Raw genomic sequence first — 22,270 nt, 5'->3', positions numbered from 1 at the left:
CATAGAGCAACCCCGGCGACGCCAAGCGAGAGGGAGGGCCATGAGCGAGAGCGAACTGCCCATCGTCGAGCGGACAGCCGACGCGGTCGAAACGCGGGTTCCCGAACCGCGTGAAACGATCATGGATCGCGAGGACCGGTTGAAGCCGGCCTTCGTCGACAAGGTGCTCGACGCGGTCGAGGCGGGGGATAACGAGACCGCGCGCGCGCTAGTCGAACCGCTCCACCCGGCCGACATCGCCGACTTGATCGAACTGGCGCAGGCCGACGAGCGCGAAGGGCTGGTCGCGGCGCTGGCGGGGATCGTCGACGCCGACGTGATCGCCGAACTCAATGACCACGTCCGCGAGCTGCTGATCGACGAGATGGAGCCGCAGCAGGTCGCCGACCTGGTCGGGCAGCTCGACACCGACGACGCGGTCGCGCTGATCGAGGATCTGGAGGACGACGAACAGCGCGCGGTGCTGCGCGCGATGGAACCCGACGATCGTGCCGCGATCGAGGAAGCGCTGAGCTATCCCGAGGAATCGGCCGGGCGGATGATGCAGCGCGACCTGATCGCGGTGCCCGAACATTGGACCGTCGGCCAGGTGATCGATTATCTGCGGTCGGGCGACGATCTGGCGACCGATTTCTGGGAAGTGTTCGTGGTCTCGCCGACGCACCACCCGGTGGGGACGTGCAAGCTGTCGGCCATCCTGCGGTCGGACCGGGCGGTTGCGGTGGTAAGCGTGATGGCCGAAGAGCAAATGCTGATCCCGGTCGGCATGGACCAGGAAGAGGTTGCGCTGCGCTTCCAGAAATATGCACTGATTTCGGCGGCGGTGGTCGATCCGGCCGGGCGGCTGGTCGGCATGATCACGGTCGATGACATCGTCCACATCATCCAGGAGGAAGCTGGCGAGGACACGCTGCTGCTATCGGGCGCGGGCGATGGCGATATCAACGAGCCGATCCACCTGACCATTCGCACGCGGCTGTGGTGGCTGGTCGTCAATCTTGGCACGGCGATCCTGGCAGCAGCGGTAGTCGGCGGGTTCGAGGCCGAAATTGCGAAACTTGCGGTGCTGGCGGTGCTGATGGGCATCATCTCGGGAATGGGCGGCAACGCCGGGACGCAAACGCTGGCGGTGGTGGTGCGGGCGTTGGCGACCAACCAGCTGACCAGTTCCAACACCGTGCGAATGATCCGGCGCGAATTGCTGATTGCAATCACCAACGGCGTGGTGCTGGCACTCATTACCGGTGGGGGGACGATCCTGATCTATCACAATGTCCCGCTCGGACTGGTGATGGGCGCGGCGATGATCATCAACAATATCGTGGCTGGGCTGTCGGGCATCCTTGTGCCGATCGGCCTGGAGAAGATGCGGATCGATCCGGCGGTGTCGTCGGCGGTATTCGTGACGATGGCGACCGACGTGATGGGCTTTTTCAGTTTCCTTGGGCTGGCTCAGATGGCGGGGCTGGCCGGATAGGGATTGATCGGTCCCCGGGGTCGCCTATGTCATCAGCGTGCCGCTTCACCTGACCAAGACTGCCGTTGGCTGTGCGAGCATCGAGGCGCTGGGCAATCGCCTGGCGCGGCGCGCCTCTGGCGGGATGGTCCGAGTGCCGACGCGGATGCGGCCAAAGCGCGCCACCGAGCTGATCGGCGGATCGCTCCACTGGATCGTCAAGCACCGCATCGTCGCGTGCAACGAGATCATCCGGATCGACGACCGCAGCGACGGGCGGATCGACATTGTGTGCAGCGACCAGCTGGTCATCCTGCCCGCCGCGCCCAAGCGCGCGCACCAGGGCTGGCGATACCTGGAGGAAGAGGCTGCGCCCGACCCCGAGGGCGGGGACGACAGCGGGCTGGGGCAGTTGCCGCCGTCGCTGTACGGCAAGCTGGCGAAGCTCAATCTGGTCTAGCGGATGGCTGGTCTAGCGGATGGCTGGTCTAGCGGTAGGCTGGTTTAGGGTTGGCGCAGGGTTTGGCCGGGCCTAGCGTCGGCAGAAAGGGGATGGGTCGATGAAGACGATGTTGCTGATCATCGGAGTGTTTGCGCTGCTGATGGGCCTGCTGTGGGTCGGACAGGGGCTGGGCATAATCCACTGGCCGGCGTCGAGCTTCATGCTCGACCAGCGGCCGTGGGCAACGCGCGGGGCGATATTGGCCGTGGTCGGGCTGGCGCTGATCGTGTTTGCCAAGCGGACTTAATTCCCCGACTTGCAGCCTTCGACGGCAGACGATCCGGTCGTGCGGATGATGCAGGCGGGGGCGCCCGTCAGGCTGACTAGCGCCACGCCGTAGGCTTCGACCTTTGCGGTGTCGCTGACCGCGGCTTTGACGACGGCGGGGCCTTCGGCGGTGATGGTGGCGTCTTTCAGGCTTAGTGCCGAGGCATCAAGGCTGGACGCGCCACGAACGAAGGCGGTCATGCGCAGTGATGCGCCACTGAGCCGGGCCGAGGCCGCGCCGCCAATGGTGATTCGTAGTTGATCGACAGCGACCTGGCCGATGTCGGCAAGCCCCGAGCCATTGATCGACAGGTCGAAGCCGAGCCCCTTGACCCGGTCGATCGCGAGGCTGCCCGAGCCATTGAGCCAGGCGGCGGCAAGGTCGTGAGTGCCAAGCGCGATCGTCGCGGGGCCGGGCGATGTGCCGGTAAAGCCGCCCCAGCTCGAGCGGTTGACGTGGACGACGAGGGTGTTGCCCTGGACATCGAGCGCGATCGCATCGAGCGCGGCCTGGCTGCCGGTGGCGGTGGCGTAGGGGGCGACCCCGGTGGCGAGAGTGACCTTGTAGGGGCCCTCGACGCGAACCCGGTCGAACGAGGTGATGGCAAAGGTGCGGGTCGCAGCAGTCGCCGGGGTGGCGACGGTCGCGAACAGCAAGGCGGCAGCGAGGATGGCTTTGGTCATGCGCCATCCTCGCCGCACATGGTTAACGAATGATGTTCACGAGCAGGCGACGTTGCCCGAGCCATGCTTTTCAATGGTGCATTTCGCGCCGCCGGTGAGGGTGACGTCGCCCGAACCGAGGATTTCAATGTCGGCGGTGCCCGTGGAGTGGCCCTTGATGTCACCCGAGCCGGCAATGCTCAGCTTGGCGATTTCGGCGGTCAGCGCGGCGGCGTCAATTCCGCCCGAACCGGCAATTTCGTAATTGACGGTCTTGGCCTTGCCGGTTGCCATGACGCTGCCCGACCCGGCAATTTCGAACGAGACGTCGGCGACGTCGACCGCGGCGAGTTTGAGATCGCCCGAGCCGGCGACTTCGCCCTTGAAGCGCGGACCGCTGAGCTTGTCGATGCTGATCCCGCCCGAGCCGGCGATGGCGGCATGGTCGAGGCTTGGGACGGTCACGACAAAGGTGACGGCGTCGGCCTTATGGCTGCTCCAGCCCCAGCTCCAGTTCCACCCGTGGCGCTTGGCCGTGCCAATTTCGAGCGTGCCATCTTCGACTTCGACGCGCAGTCGGTCGAGCGCCTTTTCGCTGCCGGTGGCGTGAACGCTTGCGGCGGGGCCGGTTCGGACAGTGACGTCATAGGGGCCCGCGACCTCGATCCCAGTGAAGCCCGCGACGGTGAAGGCGCGATCGACCTTGGGGCCGGAGTCGGCGCTATCCGATCGGTTGCAACCGCTCAGGGCGACGATCGCAGTGCCGGCAACGAGAATATGGGTGACGCGCATGAAGCCCTCCTGTGTGTTGCTAGGTTAATACAGTGAGGCGGAGGGTTGCGCAAGACACAAAAAAGGCGCGGCGTGTGACCGCCGCGCCCCTTGTCGTGGGTTTGAGGATCGCGCCCGTTAGGCGGCGAGCTCTTTCGCCTTGTTGTGGATCGTCGCGGCGGCGTTGAGGATTTCGAGAATCTGCTTCAGCGCAGTCGGCTCGTCGACCTGCTCCATCGCGGCCAGCTCGCGAGCGAGACGCGACGAGGCAGCTTCGAAGATCTGCCGTTCGGAATAGCTCTGCTCGGGCTGGTCGTCGGCCCGGAACAGGTCGCGGGTGACTTCGGCGATCGAGGTGAGGTCGCCCGAGTTGATCTTGGCCTCATATTCCTGGGCACGGCGCGACCACATGGTGCGCTTTACCTTGGGCTTGCCCTTGAGCGTCTCGAGCGCGTCCTTCATCGTCTTGTCGCTCGACAGCTTGCGCATGCCGACGGCATCGGCCTTGCCGACCGGAACGCGGAGCGTCATCCGCTCTTTTTCAAAGCGAAGGACATAGAGGTCGAGGCTGGTGCCCGCGATCTCGGTGTTCTGAATTTCGGTGACCTTGCCAACACCGTGCTTGGGGTAAACAACATAATCGCCAACATCGAAGCTAAGCGCCTTCGCAGCCATTCGTTCGCCTTCCTATGCTTTGCGAGCCCGCCGACGCGCCTCAAGTGCACCATGCCCCCCAATTGGCGATGCATTCGAGACGACCCCCGGTCGTAGCGATCCCGTCTTGTCGTCGTTCGACTGTTACCCCCCGCAAGGAATGCGGCGGCCTGTGACACTCTTGTAACATGTTTTTTATCAAATCGCCAGTCCAAGCTGGATGGGTTCGATATCCGAATCGGTGACGAGTGCATGGAGGCCAAGCCCGAGCAGGCGGATCCCGCGCGGGATCGGGAAGAGCGCGACGAGCAGGGCTTGCCCGGCGGCGGTGAAGGTGGCGGGATCACGGATCGGCGCCGCAAAGCTTTTCGAACGGGTTATGAGGGTGAAGTCGCCATATTTGACCTTCAGCGTCACCGTCCGCCCGGCGACCCCGCCGCGCTGGATGCGGTCCCAGGCGAACCCGGCGACGCGATCGAGCTGATCGGCCAGCGCGGCGGGATCGGACAGGTCGTCGTCGAAGGTCCGTTCGGCGCTGACCGATTTCGATTCGCGATGGGCGCGGACCTCGCGATCGTCGATGCCGCGCGCGATCCGCCAATACCAGCCGCCCGACGAACCGAAATGGGCTTCAAGTTCGGGTAGCGACCAGGCGGCGAGGTCGGCGCCGGTGTGGATCCCGAGCCGCTCCATCCGGGCGGCGGTGACCGGGCCGACGCCGTGAAAGCGCTTGACCGGCAGAGTCGCGACGAAGGCTGCGCCGCGGTCGGGCGGGATGACGCAAATGCCGTCGGGCTTGTTATGGTCCGAGGCGAGCTTGGCGATGAACTTGCAATAGGACACGCCGGCCGAAGCGGTAAGCCCGGTGTCGGCCTTGATCCGGGCGCGGATCTGCTGCGCGATGGCGCGCGCGCTGCCGAGGCCGTGGCGGTCTTCGCTGACGTCAAGATAGGCCTCATCGAGGCTGAGCGGTTCGACGTGGGGGGTATAGTGTTCGAAGATCGCGCGGATCTGGTGCGACACCGCACGATAGACGTCGAAGCGCGGCTTGACGAAAATAAGGTCGGGGCATCTGCGGCTGGCGGTGACCGAGGGCATCGCCGAACGGACGCCAAAGACGCGGGCTTCATAAGAGGCGGCGGCGACCACTCCGCGATGCCCGCCGCCGACCGCAACCGGGCGCCCTCGCAACGCCGGGTCGTCGCGCTGTTCGACCGAGGCGTAGAAGGCATCCATGTCGATGTGGATGATCTTGCGGGGAACGTCGTTCACGCCCCGTTCTATCAAATCCTCGCGCCAATGGGGAGAAGCTTTCCTTGCCCGCCGAGTCATGCTTTAGGGCGCGCAATTGCAACATCGATCATCAGACGGGACGCGCCATGAACATTCATGAGTATCAGGCCAAGGAACTGCTCGCGAAGTACGGCGTCCCCGTCCCCGCCGGCCATGCCGCAATGACCGCCGACGAAGCCGTTGCCGCCGCCAAGCAGCTGCCCGGACCGCTGTGGGTGGTGAAGGCGCAGATCCACGCCGGCGGGCGCGGCAAGGGCAAGTTCGTCGAGCTCGGCCCCGATGCCAAGGGCGGCGTCCGTCTGGCGAAATCGATCGACGAGGTTCGCGCGCACGCCGAGGAAATGCTCGGCAAGACGCTGGTGACGATCCAGACCGGGGATGCGGGCAAGCAGGTCCAGCGGCTGTACATCACCGATGGCGTGGACATCGCCAAGGAATTCTACCTCGCGCTGCTGGTCGATCGCGACAGTGGGCGGATCGCGATGGTCGCGTCGACCGAGGGTGGGATGGATATCGAGGCGGTGGCGCACGACACGCCCGAGAAGCTCCATACCATCACCATCGACCCGGCGACCGGTTTCATGCCGCATCATGGCCGCGCGGTGGCGGCGGCGCTCGAACTGACCGGTGACCTCGCCAAGCAGGCGGCGAACGTCGCGTCGAAGCTGTACGACGCCTTCATCGGCACCGATGCCGAGCAGATCGAGATCAACCCGCTGGCGGTGTCGGCCGATGGCAAGCTGCTGGTGCTCGACGCCAAGGTGGCGTTCGACGGCAACGCCATGTTCCGCCACAAGGACCTGGCCGAACTTCGTGATTTGACCGAAGAGGATCCGGCCGAGATCGAGGCATCGAAGTACGACCTGGCTTACATCAAGCTGGACGGGGACATCGGCTGCATGGTCAATGGCGCGGGCTTGGCGATGGCGACGATGGACATCATCAAATTGAACGGCGCCTTTCCGGCCAACTTCCTCGACGTCGGGGGCGGGGCGACCACAGAGAAGGTCACGGCGGCGTTCAAGATCATCCTGAGCGACCCGGCGGTTAAGGGCATCCTCGTCAACATCTTCGGCGGGATCATGAAGTGCGACATCATCGCCGACGGGATCGTCGCGGCGGCCAAGGAGGTCAATCTGTCGGTGCCGCTGGTGGTTCGGCTCGAGGGTACGAACGTGCAGCAGGGCAAGGATATTCTCGCCAATTCGGGGCTGCCGATCGTGGCCGCGAACGACCTTGGCGATGCGGCGCGCAAGATTGTGGCGGAAGTGAGGAAGGCGGCTTGAGACCCTAAGGCGTCGGCTTGGGTTCGGGGAGCAGCGGCGGCGTCGAGTCGATGTAGCTGAGGAAGTCGCTCCAGATGTCGTGGGTTTCCCGGTCGATCAGCCGCAACGTACATCCCTGATGCATGGCGTAGCGAATCGAGCCTTCGATCCATTGCTGATAGACAGCGTCGCAATAGGTGGTCCGATAGGCGTCGGCGCTGACCGCCGAATTCTCCAGCGCCTTGGCGGTAGCCGCGTCCTGGCCCGCACCCTCGCCGTGGAAGCGATTGAACGCCACTGCGCGATAGTGTTTGAGCCGCGCGGTCGCCCGCCCGATCTTGCCGTCCATGCATTGCGCCATCGAGCGGGTGTCCGAGCCATTGCAGGGATCAACCTTCGCCGGGGGCGGTGCGGCGGCGAGCGCAATCACGAACAGCATCATCATGGCTTACTCTCCGACACGATCGGCGATGTTCACCATGGGCACGCCGCAAAGTCCATCGCACGACCTTACGGAATGCGTCCGATTTGACCTTCCTGCATATCGGCAACATAGGCACCTTAACCATTGGTGTTGGAGAGACGCATGAAGCTGCTCGTCGCGGTCAAGCGGGTGATCGATTATAATGTGAAACCCCGCGTCAAGATGGACGGCTCGGGGATCGACCTTGCCAACGTCAAAATGTCGATGAACCCGTTCGACGAAATCGCCGTCGAGGAAGCCATTCGCCTGCGCGAAAAGGGCGCGGCGACCGAGGTTGTCGCGGTCTCGGTCGGACCGGCCAAAGCGCAGGAGACGCTCCGCACCGCGCTGGCGATGGGCGCCGATCGCGCAATCCATATCATCTGCGAAGACGAGGTCGAGCCGCTCGGCGTGGCGAAACTGCTCGCCAAGGTCGCCGAGGAGGAAGCCCCGGGGATGATCATCCTTGGCAAGCAGGCGATTGACGATGATTCGAACCAAGTCGGGCAGATGCTCGGCGCGCTGCTCGGGTGGCCGCAAGGGACGTTCGCGAGCAAGGTCGAGGTCGCCGGCGACACGATCAACGTGACGCGCGAAGTCGATGGCGGGCTGGAGACGGTGGCGCTTAGCGGACCGGCGATCGTAACGACCGATTTGCGGTTGAACGAGCCTCGCTATGCTTCGTTACCCAACATCATGAAGGCGAAATCAAAGCCGATGGCGCAGAAGACCGCCGCCGATTACGGGGTCGATATCTCGCCCCGGCTGGAGACGCTGAAAGTGGTCGAACCGTCGAAGCGCCAGGCCGGGATCAAGGTCGCCTCGGTCGACGAACTGGTCGGCAAGTTGAAGAACCTGGGAGTGGTGGCATGAAGACGCTGGTGCTGGTCGAGCATGACGGTTCGACCGTCAAGGACCCGACTCTGCCCGCGGTGACCGCAGCGGCGCAGATGGGCGAAGTCCACCTGCTGGTGATTGGGTCGAACGTTGGCGCGGTGGCGGCCGAGGCGGCGAAGATCGCCGGTGTCGGCAAGGTCCATGTCGCCGATGCGCCCGGGCTTGAGCACCCACTGGCCGAGGCGCTGGCGCCGATCGCGGTGCGGCTGATGGCCGACCATGATGCGTTCGTGGTGCCGTCGACGACAACCGGGCGCAACGTTGCCCCGCGAGTTGCGGCAATGCTCGATGTGATGCAGCTGAGCGATATTACCTCGGTCGAGGGCGACAACACGTTCACGCGGCCAATCTATGCCGGCAACGCCATCGCGACGGTCAAGTCGAAGGATGCCAAGCTGGTCGTCACGGTGCGCGGGACAGCGTTCGAGAAGGCGTCGCGTGAGGGTGGTTCGGGGACGGTCGAGGCGGTCGACGGATCGGGCGATTCAGGTAAGTCGAAATTTGTCTCCGCCGAGCTCGCCAAGTCCGAGCGGCCCGAGCTGACCAGCGCCAAGATCATCGTCTCGGGTGGCCGCGCGCTGGGATCGTCCGAGCAGTTCCACGCGCTGATCGATCCGCTTGCCGACAAGCTTGGCGCGGGCGTCGGCGCAAGCCGCGCGGCGGTCGACGCGGGCTATGCGCCCAACGACTACCAGGTCGGCCAGACGGGCAAGATCGTGGCGCCGGAAGTCTATATGGCGATCGGCATTTCGGGCGCGATCCAGCACCTTGCGGGGATGAAGGACAGCAAGGTCATCATCGCCATCAACAAGGACGAGGATGCCCCGATCTTCCAGGTCGCCGACATCGGCCTGGTCGGCGACCTGTTCAAGATCGTGCCGGAACTGACCGAGAAGCTTTAGGCATCCTCGCGCAGGTTTCTTGGGGCGGGGAAGCGGTCTTCGATGGTGTCGCGGGGTTCGTTGCCGGCGAAGATTTTCGCGGCTTCGAGTTCGTCGTCGGGGGGGCATATCTCGACCGCGGCGCGGCGCAGGACAAGGTAGCCAGCGAGGCCTGACAGCAGCGATCCGGCAAGCGTGCCGAGCTTGGCGGCTTCGACGGCTTGCGGGTTTTCGGGGAAGGCAAGCGCGCCGATGAACAGGCTCATGGTGAAGCCGATCCCGCACAGCAGGGCGGCCCCATAGAGCTGGGTGCTACTGGTGCCGGCGGGACGGGGGGCGAGGCCCGAGCGGACCGCGAGCCAGATCGCGCCGGCGACGCCGAGTTGCTTGCCGACGAACAAGCCAAGCGCGACCGCTAGCGGCAATTCAGGGGCGATCGACGACAGGCCGGCGAGCGATACGCCCGCGCTGACTAGGCCGAACAAGGGCACAACCCCGAACATCACCCACGGATGGATCCGGCGTTCGAGCCGGCGGAGCGGGGACTTGCCGCGGTCGTCGCGCATGGGAATGGTTAGCGCGGCGAGGACTCCAGCGACGGTGGCGTGGACTCCGCTGGCCAGCATCGCCAGCCATAACAGCGCGAAACCAATGAGATAGGGCAAGAGGCGACGGACCCCGAACAGGCTCATGCCGGCCATGGCGCCGAACAGGACGCCTGCGGCGCCCAACGCCATGACGTCAAGATTGCGGGTGTAGCCCAAGGCAATGACGATCACCGCGCCAATGTCGTCGACGATAGCGATGGTCACGAGCAGCAGCTTGAGCGAGGGCGGCGCGCGGGGCCCGAGGAGGGCGAGGATGCCGACGGCGAAGGCAATGTCGGTCGCGGCGGGGATCGCCCAGCCGCTGCGGTATTCGGGCGCGGCGCGGGTGACGAAGAGATAGACCAGGGCCGGGACCGCCATGCCGAGCGCAGCGGCGACGATCGGCAGGCGGCGGGCTTCGGGCGTGCCGAGGCGGCCTTCCAGCCATTCGCGCTTCACTTCCAGGCCGACGAGCAGGAAGAACAAGGCCATCGCGCCGTCGGCGATTGCGCCATGGAGCGAGAATTGGCCAACCCGCGGAAAGACCGGGCCGAGGCGCAAATGGACGAGGCCGTGAAACGCCTGAGCCAGTGGCGAATTGGCGAGCAGCAGGGCAATCGTTGCGCTGGCAATGAGCAATTGCCCGGCGCGGCGATCCTGGGTTGAGCTGTCGGCCATGACAAACGCATAGCCAGCGGCGGCCGCGCGGGCGAGCGAAACCGGCCCCCTTTATCATCACCGCATATTGCCTACATTGGAGCCAACCGGCGCGGCCATCGTTCCCGAAGCGCGCCCTGTTTCTTGTCCCCCAGGAGAATGACCCCCATGGCCGATGTCGATGCGCAGGTGCGCCGCCTGCAAGTGGCAAATCTGCCCCCCGCCGACAGCGGCCGCGGGGTTGCCCGGCTGCCCGCCAAATGGATGCAGCAATTGGGGCTGGCCGAAGGCGACGTGATCGAGATCGTCGGCAAGCGCAGCACGGCGGCGCGCGCGATCCGTCCTTATGGCGACGACGAAGGGCTGGAGATCATCCGGCTCGACGGGTTGCAGCGCGCCAATGCCGAAGTTGGCTCAGGCGACTATGTCGAGGTTCGCAAGGTCGAGTCGAAGGCGGCGACACGCGTGGTGTTCGCGCCCGCCGCCGAGCAGGTCCGGCTGACCGGATCGGCCGAGGCACTGAAGCGCAGTTTCGAAGGGCGACCGCTGACCGAGGGCGATACGGTGGCAACCGCGGGCCACCAGCGGGTCAACGCCGACATGCCCGAACATGTCCGCCAATTGCTCAACGCGCCGGCGTTCGCGTTGCAGGAAGTGCGGTTGCGGGTGGTGTCGACCGTGCCGCGCGGGATCGTCCACATCGAGGCTTCGACAGTGGTCGAGCTGTTGCCCGAATTTACCAAAAAGGCCGGCGAACGCCGCGCCGATGTGACCTACGACGACCTTGGTGGAATGAAATCGACGATCGACGCCTTGCGCGAGATGGTCGAGCTTCCGCTGCGCCATCCCGAACTATTCCAGCGGCTAGGCGTCGACCCGCCGAAGGGGGTGTTGCTGCATGGCCCGCCCGGGACCGGCAAGACCCGGCTGGCGCGCGCGGTGGCCAACGAGAGCGATGCGCAATTCTTCACTATCAACGGTCCCGAGATCATGGGATCGGCCTATGGCGAGAGCGAAAAGCGACTCCGCGAAGTGTTCGAGGAAGCGGCCAAGGCGGCGCCGTCGATCATCTTCATCGACGAGATTGATTCGATCGCGCCCAAGCGCGGGCAGGTGTCGGGCGAGGCAGAGAAGCGGCTGGTCGCGCAATTGCTGACGCTGATGGACGGGATCGAGGCTCGCCAGAATCTGGTGGTGATCGCCGCAACCAACAGGCCCGAGGCGATTGACGAGGCGCTGCGCCGGCCGGGTCGGTTTGATCGCGAGATCGTCGTCGGCGTGCCCGACGAAGCGGGGCGGCGCGAGATATTGGGGATCCACACGCGCGGGATGCCGCTGGCCGACGGAATCGACCTCGATGACCTGGCACGGCGGACCTATGGATTTGTCGGCGCGGATCTTGCGGCGCTGGTGCGCGAGGCGGCGCTGGAAGCGGTGCGGCGGATCCTGCCGCGGATCAACCTCGACGACGCGACGATTCCGCCCGAAATCCTCGATTCGCTCTCGGTCGATTCGAATGATTTCGAAAATGCCCTGAAGCGCGTCTCGCCATCGGCGATGCGAGAAGTGATGGTCCAAGTGCCGACGCTTCGCTGGGAGGATGTCGGCGGGCTCGACGAGTCGCGTGACAAGTTGCGCGAAGGGGTCGAGCTGCCGCTCAAGCATCCCGAGGCGTTCAAGCGGCTCGGCATCCGCCCGGCCAAGGGCTTCCTGCTGTACGGGCCACCGGGGACGGGCAAGACGCTTCTGGCCAAGGCGACGGCGCGCGAGAGCCAGGCCAATTTCATCTCGGTCAAATCGTCGGACCTGTTGTCCAAATGGTATGGCGAGAGCGAGCAGCAGATTGCGCGCCTGTTCGCCCGGGCACGGCAGGTCGCGCCGACGGTGATCTTCATCGACGAGCTCGATTCGCTGGTTCCTGCGCGCGGAGCCGGAATGGGGGAGCCGCAAGTCACCGAGCGAGTGGTCAACACGATCCTCGCCGAAATGGATGGGCTCGAGGAGCTCAACAATGTCGTGGTGATCGGAGCGACCAATCGGCCGAACCTGATCGACCCGGCTTTGCTTCGCCCGGGACGATTCGATGAGCTGATTTACGTGGGCGTGCCCGATGCCGCCGGGCGCGAACGGATCCTTGCGATCCATGCCAAGGGGATGCCGCTGGCCGCCGATGTCAATTTGAAGGCGCTCGCTGAGCGGACCATGCGTTTTACCGGCGCGGATCTGGAGGACCTGACCCGGCGTGCGGGGCTGGCGGCGTTGCGGCGCGGGCTGGAGTCGGCTGAAGTGACGATGGCCGATTTCGAATTTGCGCTGACCGAGACGCGAGCGTCGGTGACCGACGAGATGCTGACCGATTATGAGCGGATCCAGGACACGCTGAAGTCCGACGCGGTGCGGCCGTTGGGCGGGATCGGCTTCGTGCTTCCGGGGATGCTGCGGTCCAAGAATGCAGAAAAAGGGGATTAAGCGTGGAGGCTGGTCCGGCCCCATACCGCCAGCCCGATCAGCAGTGCCGCTGACACGAGAAACGGCAGGTCGGGGTTGAGGCCGTAGAGCGCCATGCCGATTGATGGGGCGGCGACATAGCTGATGCCGTTGGCGCCGGTAATCGCGCCCGCGACCCCGCCCTGTTCGGAGAGTGGGACGGCGAGGCTGGCGCCGCCAGTGAAGCCCGGGCGGGTGAAGCCGAACCCGAGGCTGGCGAGCCCGAAGGCGACGACGAGGCCGTAAAGATTGTGCGCAACGACCATCGCCGCGCAGCCCGCCGCAGCGACAATCGCGCCGGCGACGATCATCGTGCGCGGGGTCAGGCCCAGGCGCGGGATGATCCCCCATTGTGCCGCGAGCGTGGCCGAGGCGCCCGCCATCATGACGATCGAGATCGGCATTTCCGACCCGCTGGGAGGAAGCGCCAGCCGGTCGATGATGAAGAAGCCGAGGCAGGTCAGCGTCGCCGCCTGGGCATGGCCCGAGACGATCCCGGCGGTGATCCAGCGGGCAATGCGGGGATCGCGCCATTTCATCCGGCGGCCGCGCGGCTGGGTTGCGGCAACGACGCTGGCGCCGGTCGGACTGGTCGCCAGCGAGGGATAGGACATCGCCGCGCCCTGCCCTTCGCGGACAAGGTCGCGACTGTCGTCAGGGAGCCAGCGCCAGATAGCGAGGAAGACGCCCAGCGCGATGAGCGCAAAGGCAAACAAGGGTCCGGGCAAGCCAACGAACGGGAGCACGAACAAGGGCGCGAGCGCGGGGCCCAAAATGGTGCCGAGCCCGAACGACGAGGACAGCGACGACAAAGCCGCGACTCGCCCCGAACGGCGGGTGCGCGACGCGAGATAGGCCTGCGTCGCGCTGGGTGTTGCGCAGCCCAGCGTGCCGTAAATCGCGCGGGCAATCGCAAACAGGACGAACGTCGTCACGCCGGGGATCATCCGCGACAGGCCGGCGCGAAGGACGAAGCCGCACAAGGTCATTGAGACGATGAACCCGCCGACCCCCATCAGCATGAGGCGCTTGCGGCCATGGGTGTCGCTTTTCTGCGCCCAGAATGAGGCCAATAGCACCCAGATGACGGCCGACCAGGTATAGGCGACCGCGACCCAAAAATCGCCGATACCGATCTCGCGCCCGATCGCGGGCATGACCGACTGGAGCGCGGTATTGCCCGCAGCGGCGACGAGCATCGCGGCAAACAACAGCAGGAATTGAAGGTTGGTGAGCGCAGTGGTGCCGATGGCCGAGCGCTTCGTTGCGGGATGATTGGCAGTCTTGCGCATCACTTGCCCCTAGACCGTGATCGCTTCAGATTGAAATAATCTGAAGCATGAATCACGGTCTAGCCTTTGATGCGAGCCTGATTCACGCCATCGGCGGAAGCGCATCGCGCTTCCTTCTCCGACGATCAGGCTCGTTACCGCGACGGAGCGAAGCGCAGAGCCGGGCGTTGGAACTTGCTAATCGGCCCGGCATTTGCGAACGAAGCCGACCTGCCCCCGTCTGGAGCTTTCATGAATCCGTCGACTGCCCGAGCGCTCAAAGGTCCGCGCAGCTTTGCGCAGCGGCGCCTGGCGAGCCCCAAGCTCCAGTTCCTCAAGGAATTCATCAAGCATCCGGTGATGGTCGGGTCGATCATTCCGTCGAGCGACCGGCTGATCGAGAAGATGCTTGGCCCGGTCGACTGGGCGAGCACCAGTCTATTCGTCGAATATGGCCCTGGGGTCGGCACCTTCACCCGCCCGATCCTGGAGCGGATGGCACCCGATGCAACGCTTCTGACGATCGACACCAATGCCGATTTCACCGCCTATCTGAAGGCCGATATTCAGGATGAGCGGCTGGTCGCGGTCACCGGGTCGGCGGCCGACGTCGAAAAGATCATCGCTGCGCACGGCTTTGAAAAAGCCGACTATGTCCTGTCGGGGCTGCCCTTTTCGACGCTTCCGACCGGGGTCGGCGACGCGATCGGCGCGGCGACGGCGCGCGTAATCCGCACGGGCGGGGCGTTCCTGGTCTATCAGTTCAGCCCCAAGGTGCGCGACTTCATTGCACCACACTTCGAGCGGCTGGACCGAGGGTTCGAATGGTGGAACGTGCCCCCGGCGACGCTGTTCTGGGCGTGGCGCGAAGAGGTGATTGAAGCCTAGCGCTCTCTCCGCGCCAAATTGCGCGTCACGGTGAAGTCGAGACTGTTCACCAGGAAAAAACCGACCCGCCAGCGGATCCGCTCCCACAGCGTGCCGCGTTGTTTGTGGAGCTGTTTGGTAATCTCCTCGCTGTCGCCGATTTCATGTTCGAAATAGCCGCGCATCATCATCGCGAATTTCGGATCGTCGACGCGAAGCATCATTTCCATGTTGAGATATAGCGAACGAATGTCGAAATTCGACGAGCCGATGTGGACGATGTCGTCCATCACCAGCAGCTTTGAATGAAGCTTGGTCGGCAGATATTCGTACATTTCGACCTTGCGGCGGAGCAGCTTGCGATACGTGTAGCGCGCGGCATCGATCGTCGCGCGATTGTCCGATTTGGATGCGGTGATGACGCGCACGCGGCCACCGGTGCTGGCAACCCGCGAAATTCGCACGAGCATGCTGGTCATCGGCGCGAAATAGGCCGCGATCATCTCGAGGTTTTTCGCATTGGCGAGGTCTTGCGCGGTCGATAGCGCCCATGGCGACTTGCGCTGCATCGGGCCGCCATATTGCCACTGCAACTTGCCCTCATGTTCGGAGAAATGACGGACAACCGCGCGCAACGCCTTCAGCCGCGCGCCCTTGTGCAGCGCCCAGCCCATCAGCGCGTCGAAATAATGACCAAGCCGCTCGGCCGCCGGACCCTCGACAATCAGCCCGATGTCGCGCCATGCGCCATCCTCGGCGGTGCCAAAATAGTCATTTTCGACGTTGAAACCGCCGATCAAAGCAATCCTGCCGTCGGCCAGCGCTAGCTTCTGGTGATTGCGCAGCAGGTAGCGGCGGCCATAGCTGGGGTTGAAGCGGCAGAAGCGGGCGCCCCGGTTGTGGAGTTCCTTGAAATAGGTGTCGGGGGTCTTGCTGCTGCCGAATCCGTCGATCAACAGCGACACTGCGACCCCGCGATCGACCGCGCGCATGAGTGCGTCGCGCACTCGTTCGCCAGCCTCGTCGCCCATGAAGATGTAATAGAGGACGCGGAGGCTATGTTCGGCCTCGTCGATCAGCGCGAGGAGTGCCGCGAGCCGCGCCGGGCCTTCGGTCAGCAGGGTCAACTGGTTGCCGTCGACGGTCAGGCTGCAGTCTTGTGGGGTAGGAAGCGGCATTGCTTTGCCTTGGGGCCGCGACCGCGCCAAGGCAAGCGCGGCGCCTTTCATTGACTTTCGCGGGGGCCGTCACTAGGTCCAGCCCCTTCCCGGCCCTGCCGTACCCCTGTCCCAAGGCGAACCACCATGGCGCGCGTTACCGTCGAAGATTGCGTCGACAAGATCCCCAACCGTTTCGACCTGGTGCTGATGGCTGCCCAGCGCGCCCGCCAGATTTCGGGCGGGGCCGACCTCACGATCGACCGCGATCGCGACAAGAACCCGGTCGTGGCGCTGCGCGAAATCGCGGAGACGACCGTTCGTCCCAAGCATCTGGAGGAAGCGATCATCTCGAGCCTGCAGCGCGTGCGGATCGACGAAGAAGACGAGACCGACGAACTGGCGAGCCTCGCCGATTCGGCCGAAGCGCTCCGCCTCACCGCAGCGGCGCCGCCGCGCCCGAGCCCGTCAGGCGGCGATTACGAATAAGCGTTTACGCAGCAATGTTCGCAAGGGGCGGTTCCGGTGAGGAGCCGCCCTTTCGCTTTCAGGCGTCGGCCGGTTTTCACAACGCCCTTTGGACATCGCTCGCGGACAGACGCTCGACCCATTTCAGATCGCGCAGACCAAGTTGGCGCCCATCTTCGCCGAGCACGCAGATCCGTCTGATCGGCCGATCGCCGACCCGGTCGACGAGGATCAGGTGCTGCTCGCCATGGCCCCAATCTTCGCCCCACTGACGAAGCGCCAGAACCACAGGCAACAGTCCCTCGCCCTTGCTTGTCATCGAATAGATCACCTTGCGTCGGTCGCCGGGATCGAGCGTCCGGGCGAGAATCCCGCCCGCCACCAGCTTGCCAAGCCGATCCGACAATATGTTGCGCGCAATGCCAAGCCCGGCCTGAAACTCTTCAAAATGAACCAGCCCGTTGAGTGCCCCGCGAAGAATCAGGAAGGCCCATTTTTCGCCGATCAATTCTACCGCAGAGGGCAAGGGACAGCGCAAGGCGGCAGCCTTGAACGCGTTCATGTGGGCGGCGCGGTCGCTCATGCCTGGGTGAAGCTCCTCTCTCTCGAGGCAACATAATCACAATCCGTCGAGAAATAACAGTTGCAAAACAAAACTGGCAAGAATATCCAGTTGCAATCCGCTACGGATAATCAAAGGGGATTGTCATGCACCGCTTCTTAGCACCACTCGCTGCTCTTGCGTTTATCGTCGTACCAACCGCCGCCTCTGCGACCATCTACGCCGCCGTTCCGATCACCCACGCGCCCCTGGGGCGGATCATGGCCAGTGACATCAGCTGGTACTGCGGTAGCGACGCCTGCCAGGGCAGCAGCGAGGAAAGCCGACCGCTGGTGCTGTGCCAAGGCCTTGCCGCACGCACCGGCCGGCTCGCTTCCTTCCTGGCCGACGGTCGTGCTTTCAGTCCGACCGAACTCGACCGCTGCAACAGCCGCGCACGCGGCCCCGCACCGCTCGCCCGCGCCAACTAGGCGCTACCCAGCCGTCATCCAGCACAGTTGCAGATGACGGCTGGCCTTTTTCGCGCTTGCAACATCGGCGCGAACCCCCACACTGGTGTCATGCTTCGTCAATATGAACTCGTCGAGAAGGTTCGGGCTTATGATCCCGATGCTAACGAGGACATGCTCAACCGCGCCTACGTCTTCTCGATGAAGGCGCATGGCACGCAGGTGCGGGCCTCGGGCGACCCCTATTTCAGCCATCCGATCGAGGTCGCGGGCATCCTCACCGACCTGAAGCTCGACGACGAGACGATCGTCACCGCGATCCTCCACGACACGATCGAGGACACGGTCGCGACGCACGAGCAGATCGAGAAATTGTTCGGGGCGTCGGTCGCCCGGCTGGTCGACGGAGTGACCAAGCTCAGCAAGATCGAGGCCCAGTCGGAGAATGAGCGCGCTGCCGAGAATTTGCGCAAATTCCTGCTGGCACTGAGCGACGACATTCGCGTGCTGCTCGTCAAGCTGGCCGACCGGTTGCACAATATGCGCACGCTGCATCATGTGAAATCGGAGGACAAGCGCCGCCGGATCGCCAAGGAAACGATGGATATCTATGCCCCGCTGGCCGAGCGGATTGGCATGTACGAGATCATGAACGAGATGCAGACGCTCGCGTTCAAGCAGCTCGAACCCGACGCCTATTCGTCGATCGCGCGGCGGCTGTCACAATTGCATGCGGCCGGCGGCGACCTCGTCAACCGCATCGGGCTGGGGCTACAGCTCCACTTGGCCGACCATGGCCTTGAGGCCGAGGTGATGGGGCGCGAGAAGCATCCCTATTCGATCTGGAAGAAGATGGCCGAGCGCCACATCAGCTTCGAACAATTGTCCGACGTCATGGCGTTTCGGGTGATCGTAGACCAAGTCGATGATTGCTACCGCGCGCTGGGGCTGATCCAGCAGCGCTGGCCGATGGTGCCGGGGCGGTTCAAGGATTTCATCTCGACCCCGAAGCGCAACGGCTATCGGTCGCTCCACACGTCGGTGATCCACGACAGCAAGATGCGGATCGAGATCCAGATCCGTACCCGCGAAATGCATCTGCAGGCCGAACGCGGTCTGGCGGCGCACTGGGCCTACAAGGAGGGCAAGCCCGCCGCCGAGGTCAAGGTGCCGTGGATTTCGGACCTGGTCGAGATCCTCGATCATGCCGAAAGCCCGGAGGAGCTGCTCGAACATACGCGCATGGCGATGTACCAGGATCGCATCTTTGCGTTCACGCCGAAGGGCGAGCTGATCCAGCTGCCCAAGGGCGCGACCCCGGTAGATTTCGCTTATGCGGTCCACACTGATCTTGGCGACCAGACGGTGGGCGCGAAGGTCAACAGCCGGGTGGTGCCACTGCGCACGCTGCTGGAAAATGGCGACCAGGTCGAGATTCTCGCCTCGGCAGCGCAAAATCCACAACCGTCTTGGCTGCGCTTCGTCGCGACGGGCAAGGCGCGCGCCGGAGTGCGGCGCTTCGTCCGCCACAAGGAGCGCGACGAGATGATCCTGCTCGGGCGCAAAATCTATGACGAGCTGGTCGACCGGTTGCCGGCGCCGGTCGCCCCCGAAGCGGTGACCCGCGCGATCAAGAAGCTGAAGGTCGAGAGCAGGGACGAGTTGATGGTTGCGATCGCCAAGCGGCGCTTTTCGGACGAAGCGCTGATGGAGGCGCTAATGCCCGGATCGACCGGAGGCGACATTGCCCCACGCCCGCCGGCGCAGCAGACCGCGATCTCGATCAAGGGGCTGACCGCCGGGGTCGCCTACACGCTGGCGGTGTGCTGCCATCCAATCCCGGGCGACCGTATCGTCGGGCTGCGGCGCGAGGACGAAAGCATCGAGGTCCATGCCATCGGCTGCGACACGCTGGCCAACGGCACCGATGCCGACTGGCTCGACCTTGCCTGGGGTGACGGGTCGGACGGCGGAACGGCGCGGCTGAGTGTCATCGTGCGCGATGTGCCCGGTGCGCTGGGGGCGGTGGCGGCAATGCTGGGGACCAAGGGTGCCAACATCGTCAATTTGAACCTGGTCCACCGCGACGGCAGCTTCCACACCTTCCACCTCGACGTCGAAGTCCACGACCTCGCGCATCTCCACACGATCATGGCGGCGCTGCGCGACACCGACGGCGTGTCGAAAGTCGAGCGGCTTTAGAGTCTGTTTCAGTTGAACTGTGCCGGCCCGCACCCCCACCCGGCCAACCCATAAGATACACTGAGTGGGTTGGCCGGGTGGGGGTGCGGGCCGGTACCGATTCAGCTTGGCTGAAAAAGAGTCTAGCCTCTAGGCTATCTGGCCTTGCGAACCGCGTCGGTGCCGCCCCCGGCAAGCACCGCCAGCGTCAGCAAGTCGGCCGAACTCGCGGTCATCGGGGCGATCTGGACCGGGAGCGCCATGCCCATCAGATAGGGCCCGAGGATATTCTCCCCGCCCAGCGCGCGAAGCAGTTTCGATGCGATATTGGCCGACTGGAGCCCCGGCATGATCAGGATGTTGGCCGGGCCGGTGAGCCGGCTGAACGGATAATATTTGCGCTGCGCGTCGATATTAAGCGCCAGGTCGGGGCCCATTTCGCCTTCATATTCGAAATCAGTCTGAAGCGTGTCGAGCAGTTTCACCGCGTCGCGAAGCTCGGCGATGTAGCGCCCCGGGGGGTTGCCGAAAGTCGTGTAGCTGACGAATGCGACGCGCGGTTCCTGCCCCATCCGCCGGGCGAATGCTGCTGCGCGGATCGCCATCGCGGCGAGCTGTCCCTCGGTCGGGCGCTCGTTGACCGCGGTATCGGCGATCATCACCGTCCCGCGCTTGCCGGGAATGATGGTAATCCCGAACGGGGTGGTCCCCTGCTCTTCGTCGATCACGCTGCGGACCTGCGCCAGGCTCTGGCTGAACGGCCGCGTCGTCCCGGTGATCATCGCATCACCCTCGCCCAGCGCAAGCATAGCCGCCGTGAACGTGTTGCGATCCTGGTTGACCAGTCGCTCGACCTCGCGGCGGAGCATGCCGTGGCGCTGGTGCTTGGCGTAGATGTAGTCGACCGCGCGCCCGACCAGCGGCGAATTGCGGCTGTTGAGGATCTCGTAGTCGTCCGGGTTGACGCCAAGCTCGGCGAGCTGGTCACGAACGCCCTCGCGTCCGACCAACACGGGAGTGCCATAGCCACCTTCGCGGAACGCAATCGCGGCGCGCTGGACATTGGGCTCCTCGCCCTCGGCGAACAGCACGCGCTTGGGGTTCGATCGCGCGGCTTCGAATGCCAGGCTCATCACCGACGCGGTCGGGTCGAGCCGGGCGCGAAGCTGTTTGCGATAGGCGGCCATGTCGGCGATCGGCTTGCGCGCGACGCCGGTGCGCATCGCCGCCTCGGCAACCGCGACGGGGACGATTTCGATCAAGCGCGGGTCGAACGGTGCGGGGATGATATAGTCGGGGCCGAAATGCTGGTCGATTCCGCCATAGGCGAGCGCGACTTCCTCGGGCACCGGCTCGCGCGCCAGTTCGGCGAGCGCATTGGCGGCAGCGATCTTCATCTCGTCATTGATCCCGGTCGCGCGGACATCGAGCGCGCCGCGAAAGATGAACGGGAAGCCGAGCACATTGTTGACCTGGTTGGGGTAGTCCGAGCGGCCGGTCGCGACGATCGCATCGGGGCGCGCCATCTTGGCTTCGGGCGGGGTAATCTCGGGGTCCGGATTGGCCATCGCGAAGATGATCGGCGACGGCGCCATCGCCATCACCATTTCGGGCTTCAACGCCCCTGCCGCCGAAAGGCCGAGGAAGACGTCGGCGCCGACCAGCGCCTCGTGGAGGTTCTGCGCCGTGGTCTCGACCGCATGGGCCGACTTGAACTGGTCGAGGTCGGTGCGGTCCTTGCGGATCGTGCCCTTGCGGTCGCACATGATGACATGGTCGCCGCGCACCCCCATCGCCTTGATCAGCTCGGTGCAGGCGATCGCCGCCGCGCCGGCGCCGTTGACGACCACCTTGATCGTCTTGAAGTCGCGTCCCGTCAGCAGGCAGGCGTTGATCAGCCCCGCGGCGGTGATGATCGCGGTACCATGCTGGTCGTCATGAAACACCGGAATGTTCATCCGCTCTTTCAACCGCTGTTCGATGATGAAACAGTCGGGGGCGGCGATGTCTTCCAAGTTGATGCCACCGAAACTCGGCTCCATCAGCTCGACCGCGTCGACGAAGCGGTCGACGTCTTCGGTGGCGAGTTCGATGTCGATCGAATCGACGTCGGCGAAGCGCTTGAACAGCACCGCCTTGCCTTCCATCACCGGCTTCGACGCCAGCGCACCCAGATTGCCGAGACCGAGGATCGCGGTGCCGTTGGAAATGACCGCAACGAGATTGCCCTTGGCGGTATAGTCATAGGCCTTGTCGGGATCTTCGGCGATGGCGAGCACCGGGACGGCGACGCCGGGCGAGTAGGCTAGGCTGAGGTCGCGCTGGGTCGCCATCGGCTTTGACGCAATGATCTCGATCTTGCCGGGGCGGCCGCGCGAATGGAAGTCGAGGGCTTCGGCTTCGGAGAAGGTGACATTGCTTTCGGACATGCGCCGTCTTTGGCGCCTGACGTAGCGGAAGTCACCCCTCCCC

General features: G+C 64.6%; 21 protein-coding genes. 11 read left to right on the top strand and 10 right to left on the bottom strand.

What is annotated here, in order from left to right; genetic code table 11:
• The first annotated feature begins 40 nt into the window (after positions 1-40).
• From mgtE to U1700_RS04985, 3 genes are all read left to right on the top strand, one after another.
• Entirely contained in the window at positions 41-1,477 is a 1,437-nt protein-coding gene (gene mgtE / locus U1700_RS04995; RefSeq protein WP_443025876.1) for a magnesium transporter, read from the top strand.
• A gap of 37 nt (positions 1,478-1,514) precedes the next feature.
• Positions 1,515-1,916: a DUF1489 family protein gene (locus U1700_RS04990; protein WP_332750670.1), complete on the top strand. Its 402-nt coding sequence runs from the start codon at positions 1,515-1,517 to the stop codon at positions 1,914-1,916.
• A 100-nt stretch (positions 1,917-2,016) separates the two neighbouring features.
• Positions 2,017-2,205, top strand: a complete 189-nt coding sequence (locus U1700_RS04985; RefSeq protein ID WP_332750668.1) for a hypothetical protein — start codon at positions 2,017-2,019, stop codon at positions 2,203-2,205.
• On the opposite strand, the gene U1700_RS04980 is transcribed toward U1700_RS04985, so the two are convergent.
• The 4 genes from U1700_RS04980 to dinB form a co-directional block, all read right to left on the bottom strand.
• Positions 2,202-2,909, bottom strand: a complete 708-nt coding sequence (locus U1700_RS04980; RefSeq protein ID WP_332750665.1) for a GIN domain-containing protein — start codon at positions 2,907-2,909, stop codon at positions 2,202-2,204. The genes U1700_RS04985 and U1700_RS04980 overlap by 4 nt on opposite strands.
• 36 nt (positions 2,910-2,945) lie before the next feature.
• Positions 2,946-3,680, bottom strand: coding sequence for a head GIN domain-containing protein (locus U1700_RS04975; RefSeq protein WP_332750663.1), 735 nt, complete (start codon positions 3,678-3,680; stop codon positions 2,946-2,948).
• Between the two features lie 117 nt (positions 3,681-3,797).
• The gene (locus U1700_RS04970) at positions 3,798-4,334 is read right to left on the bottom strand and encodes a CarD family transcriptional regulator (protein WP_332750661.1); all 537 of its coding nucleotides are present in this window, start codon (positions 4,332-4,334) and stop codon (positions 3,798-3,800) included.
• A 177-nt stretch (positions 4,335-4,511) separates the two neighbouring features.
• Positions 4,512-5,585, bottom strand: a complete 1,074-nt coding sequence (gene dinB, locus U1700_RS04965) for a DNA polymerase IV (RefSeq protein WP_332750659.1) — start codon at positions 5,583-5,585, stop codon at positions 4,512-4,514.
• A 107-nt stretch (positions 5,586-5,692) separates the two neighbouring features.
• Here dinB and sucC point away from each other — a divergent pair, with 107 nt between their 5' ends.
• Entirely contained in the window at positions 5,693-6,892 is a 1,200-nt protein-coding gene (gene sucC, locus U1700_RS04960) for an ADP-forming succinate--CoA ligase subunit beta (RefSeq protein WP_332750657.1), read from the top strand.
• A 4-nt stretch (positions 6,893-6,896) separates the two neighbouring features.
• Here sucC and U1700_RS04955 read toward each other — a convergent pair whose 3' ends face one another.
• Positions 6,897-7,316 (bottom strand): hypothetical protein, encoded by a 420-nt coding sequence (locus U1700_RS04955; protein ID WP_332750655.1) that lies wholly within the window; start codon positions 7,314-7,316, stop codon positions 6,897-6,899.
• A 141-nt stretch (positions 7,317-7,457) separates the two neighbouring features.
• Between U1700_RS04955 and U1700_RS04950 the strand changes: the two genes are divergently transcribed.
• A complete protein-coding gene (locus tag U1700_RS04950; protein ID WP_332750654.1) occupies positions 7,458-8,207 on the top strand; it encodes an electron transfer flavoprotein subunit beta/FixA family protein in 750 nt (249 codons plus the stop codon).
• Positions 8,204-9,133 (top strand): electron transfer flavoprotein subunit alpha/FixB family protein, encoded by a 930-nt coding sequence (locus tag U1700_RS04945; RefSeq protein ID WP_332750653.1) that lies wholly within the window; start codon positions 8,204-8,206, stop codon positions 9,131-9,133. Before U1700_RS04950 ends, U1700_RS04945 begins: the two co-directional genes overlap by 4 nt.
• Here U1700_RS04945 and nhaA read toward each other — a convergent pair.
• Positions 9,130-10,377 carry a Na+/H+ antiporter NhaA gene (gene nhaA / locus U1700_RS04940; protein ID WP_332750651.1) on the bottom strand — a complete coding sequence of 416 codons (1,248 nt, stop codon included), beginning with the start codon at positions 10,375-10,377 and terminating at the stop codon, positions 9,130-9,132. The genes U1700_RS04945 and nhaA overlap by 4 nt on opposite strands.
• A gap of 147 nt (positions 10,378-10,524) precedes the next feature.
• On the opposite strand from nhaA, the gene U1700_RS04935 reads away from it, so the two are divergent.
• A complete protein-coding gene (locus U1700_RS04935) occupies positions 10,525-12,825 on the top strand; it encodes a CDC48 family AAA ATPase (RefSeq protein ID WP_332750649.1) in 2,301 nt (766 codons plus the stop codon).
• On the opposite strand, the gene U1700_RS04930 is transcribed toward U1700_RS04935, so the two are convergent.
• Positions 12,822-14,135, bottom strand: a complete 1,314-nt coding sequence (locus tag U1700_RS04930) for an MFS transporter (protein ID WP_332750647.1) — start codon at positions 14,133-14,135, stop codon at positions 12,822-12,824. The genes U1700_RS04935 and U1700_RS04930 overlap by 4 nt on opposite strands.
• A 231-nt stretch (positions 14,136-14,366) precedes the next feature.
• Here U1700_RS04930 and U1700_RS04925 point away from each other — a divergent pair, with 231 nt between their 5' ends.
• Positions 14,367-15,002 (top strand): class I SAM-dependent methyltransferase, encoded by a 636-nt coding sequence (locus U1700_RS04925; protein ID WP_332750646.1) that lies wholly within the window; start codon positions 14,367-14,369, stop codon positions 15,000-15,002.
• Here the strand turns inward: U1700_RS04925 and U1700_RS04920 are convergent.
• A complete protein-coding gene (locus U1700_RS04920) occupies positions 14,999-16,159 on the bottom strand; it encodes a phospholipase D-like domain-containing protein (RefSeq protein ID WP_332750644.1) in 1,161 nt (386 codons plus the stop codon). The genes U1700_RS04925 and U1700_RS04920 overlap by 4 nt on opposite strands.
• Before the next feature lie 126 nt (positions 16,160-16,285).
• Here U1700_RS04920 and rpoZ point away from each other — a divergent pair, with 126 nt between their 5' ends.
• Positions 16,286-16,627 carry a DNA-directed RNA polymerase subunit omega gene (rpoZ, locus tag U1700_RS04915; protein ID WP_332750642.1) on the top strand — a complete coding sequence of 114 codons (342 nt, stop codon included), beginning with the start codon at positions 16,286-16,288 and terminating at the stop codon, positions 16,625-16,627.
• 76 nt (positions 16,628-16,703) lie between these two features.
• Here the strand turns inward: rpoZ and U1700_RS04910 are convergent, their stop codons facing one another.
• Positions 16,704-17,189 carry a winged helix-turn-helix transcriptional regulator gene (locus tag U1700_RS04910; RefSeq protein WP_332750640.1) on the bottom strand — a complete coding sequence of 162 codons (486 nt, stop codon included), beginning with the start codon at positions 17,187-17,189 and terminating at the stop codon, positions 16,704-16,706.
• A gap of 125 nt (positions 17,190-17,314) precedes the next feature.
• Between U1700_RS04910 and U1700_RS04905 the strand changes: the two genes are divergently transcribed.
• Both U1700_RS04905 and U1700_RS04900 read left to right on the top strand, forming a co-directional pair.
• Positions 17,315-17,638 (top strand): CC_3452 family protein, encoded by a 324-nt coding sequence (locus U1700_RS04905; RefSeq protein WP_332750639.1) that lies wholly within the window; start codon positions 17,315-17,317, stop codon positions 17,636-17,638.
• 90 nt (positions 17,639-17,728) lie between these two features.
• Complete coding sequence (locus U1700_RS04900; protein WP_332750638.1) at positions 17,729-19,819, top strand: RelA/SpoT family protein; 2,091 nt, start codon at positions 17,729-17,731, stop codon at positions 19,817-19,819.
• Between the two features lie 134 nt (positions 19,820-19,953).
• Here U1700_RS04900 and U1700_RS04895 read toward each other — a convergent pair whose 3' ends face one another.
• Positions 19,954-22,227 carry an NADP-dependent malic enzyme gene (locus U1700_RS04895; RefSeq protein WP_332750636.1) on the bottom strand — a complete coding sequence of 758 codons (2,274 nt, stop codon included), beginning with the start codon at positions 22,225-22,227 and terminating at the stop codon, positions 19,954-19,956.
• Between the last annotated feature and the right edge of the window lie 43 nt (positions 22,228-22,270).

This window comes from Sphingomonas sp. RB1R13, assembly GCF_036663775.1.
Lineage (GTDB): Bacteria > Pseudomonadota > Alphaproteobacteria > Sphingomonadales > Sphingomonadaceae > Sphingomicrobium.
The sequence above is the reverse complement of the archived record's forward strand: the minus strand, read 5'-3'. Positions and strand labels throughout refer to the sequence as shown.

Excerpts from the sequence above, each read along its gene's own strand:
- mgtE (WP_443025876.1), top strand. The coding sequence starts at position 41 with ATGAGCGAGAGCGAACTGCCCATCGTCGAGCGGACAGCCGACGCGGTC.
- U1700_RS04985 (WP_332750668.1), top strand. The coding sequence starts at position 2,017 with ATGAAGACGATGTTGCTGATCATCGGAGTGTTTGCGCTGCTGATGGGC.
- U1700_RS04980 (WP_332750665.1), bottom strand. The coding sequence starts at position 2,909 with ATGACCAAAGCCATCCTCGCTGCCGCCTTGCTGTTCGCGACCGTCGCC.
- U1700_RS04975 (WP_332750663.1), bottom strand. The coding sequence starts at position 3,680 with ATGCGCGTCACCCATATTCTCGTTGCCGGCACTGCGATCGTCGCCCTG.
- U1700_RS04970 (WP_332750661.1), bottom strand. The coding sequence starts at position 4,334 with ATGGCTGCGAAGGCGCTTAGCTTCGATGTTGGCGATTATGTTGTTTAC.
- sucC (WP_332750657.1), top strand. The coding sequence starts at position 5,693 with ATGAACATTCATGAGTATCAGGCCAAGGAACTGCTCGCGAAGTACGGC.
- U1700_RS04955 (WP_332750655.1), bottom strand. The coding sequence starts at position 7,316 with ATGATGATGCTGTTCGTGATTGCGCTCGCCGCCGCACCGCCCCCGGCG.
- U1700_RS04950 (WP_332750654.1), top strand. The coding sequence starts at position 7,458 with ATGAAGCTGCTCGTCGCGGTCAAGCGGGTGATCGATTATAATGTGAAA.
- U1700_RS04945 (WP_332750653.1), top strand. The coding sequence starts at position 8,204 with ATGAAGACGCTGGTGCTGGTCGAGCATGACGGTTCGACCGTCAAGGAC.
- nhaA (WP_332750651.1), bottom strand. The coding sequence starts at position 10,377 with ATGGCCGACAGCTCAACCCAGGATCGCCGCGCCGGGCAATTGCTCATT.
- U1700_RS04935 (WP_332750649.1), top strand. The coding sequence starts at position 10,525 with ATGGCCGATGTCGATGCGCAGGTGCGCCGCCTGCAAGTGGCAAATCTG.
- U1700_RS04930 (WP_332750647.1), bottom strand. The coding sequence starts at position 14,135 with ATGCGCAAGACTGCCAATCATCCCGCAACGAAGCGCTCGGCCATCGGC.
- U1700_RS04925 (WP_332750646.1), top strand. The coding sequence starts at position 14,367 with ATGAATCCGTCGACTGCCCGAGCGCTCAAAGGTCCGCGCAGCTTTGCG.
- U1700_RS04920 (WP_332750644.1), bottom strand. The coding sequence starts at position 16,159 with ATGCCGCTTCCTACCCCACAAGACTGCAGCCTGACCGTCGACGGCAAC.
- rpoZ (WP_332750642.1), top strand. The coding sequence starts at position 16,286 with ATGGCGCGCGTTACCGTCGAAGATTGCGTCGACAAGATCCCCAACCGT.
- U1700_RS04910 (WP_332750640.1), bottom strand. The coding sequence starts at position 17,189 with ATGAGCGACCGCGCCGCCCACATGAACGCGTTCAAGGCTGCCGCCTTG.
- U1700_RS04905 (WP_332750639.1), top strand. The coding sequence starts at position 17,315 with ATGCACCGCTTCTTAGCACCACTCGCTGCTCTTGCGTTTATCGTCGTA.
- U1700_RS04900 (WP_332750638.1), top strand. The coding sequence starts at position 17,729 with ATGCTTCGTCAATATGAACTCGTCGAGAAGGTTCGGGCTTATGATCCC.
- U1700_RS04895 (WP_332750636.1), bottom strand. The coding sequence starts at position 22,227 with ATGTCCGAAAGCAATGTCACCTTCTCCGAAGCCGAAGCCCTCGACTTC.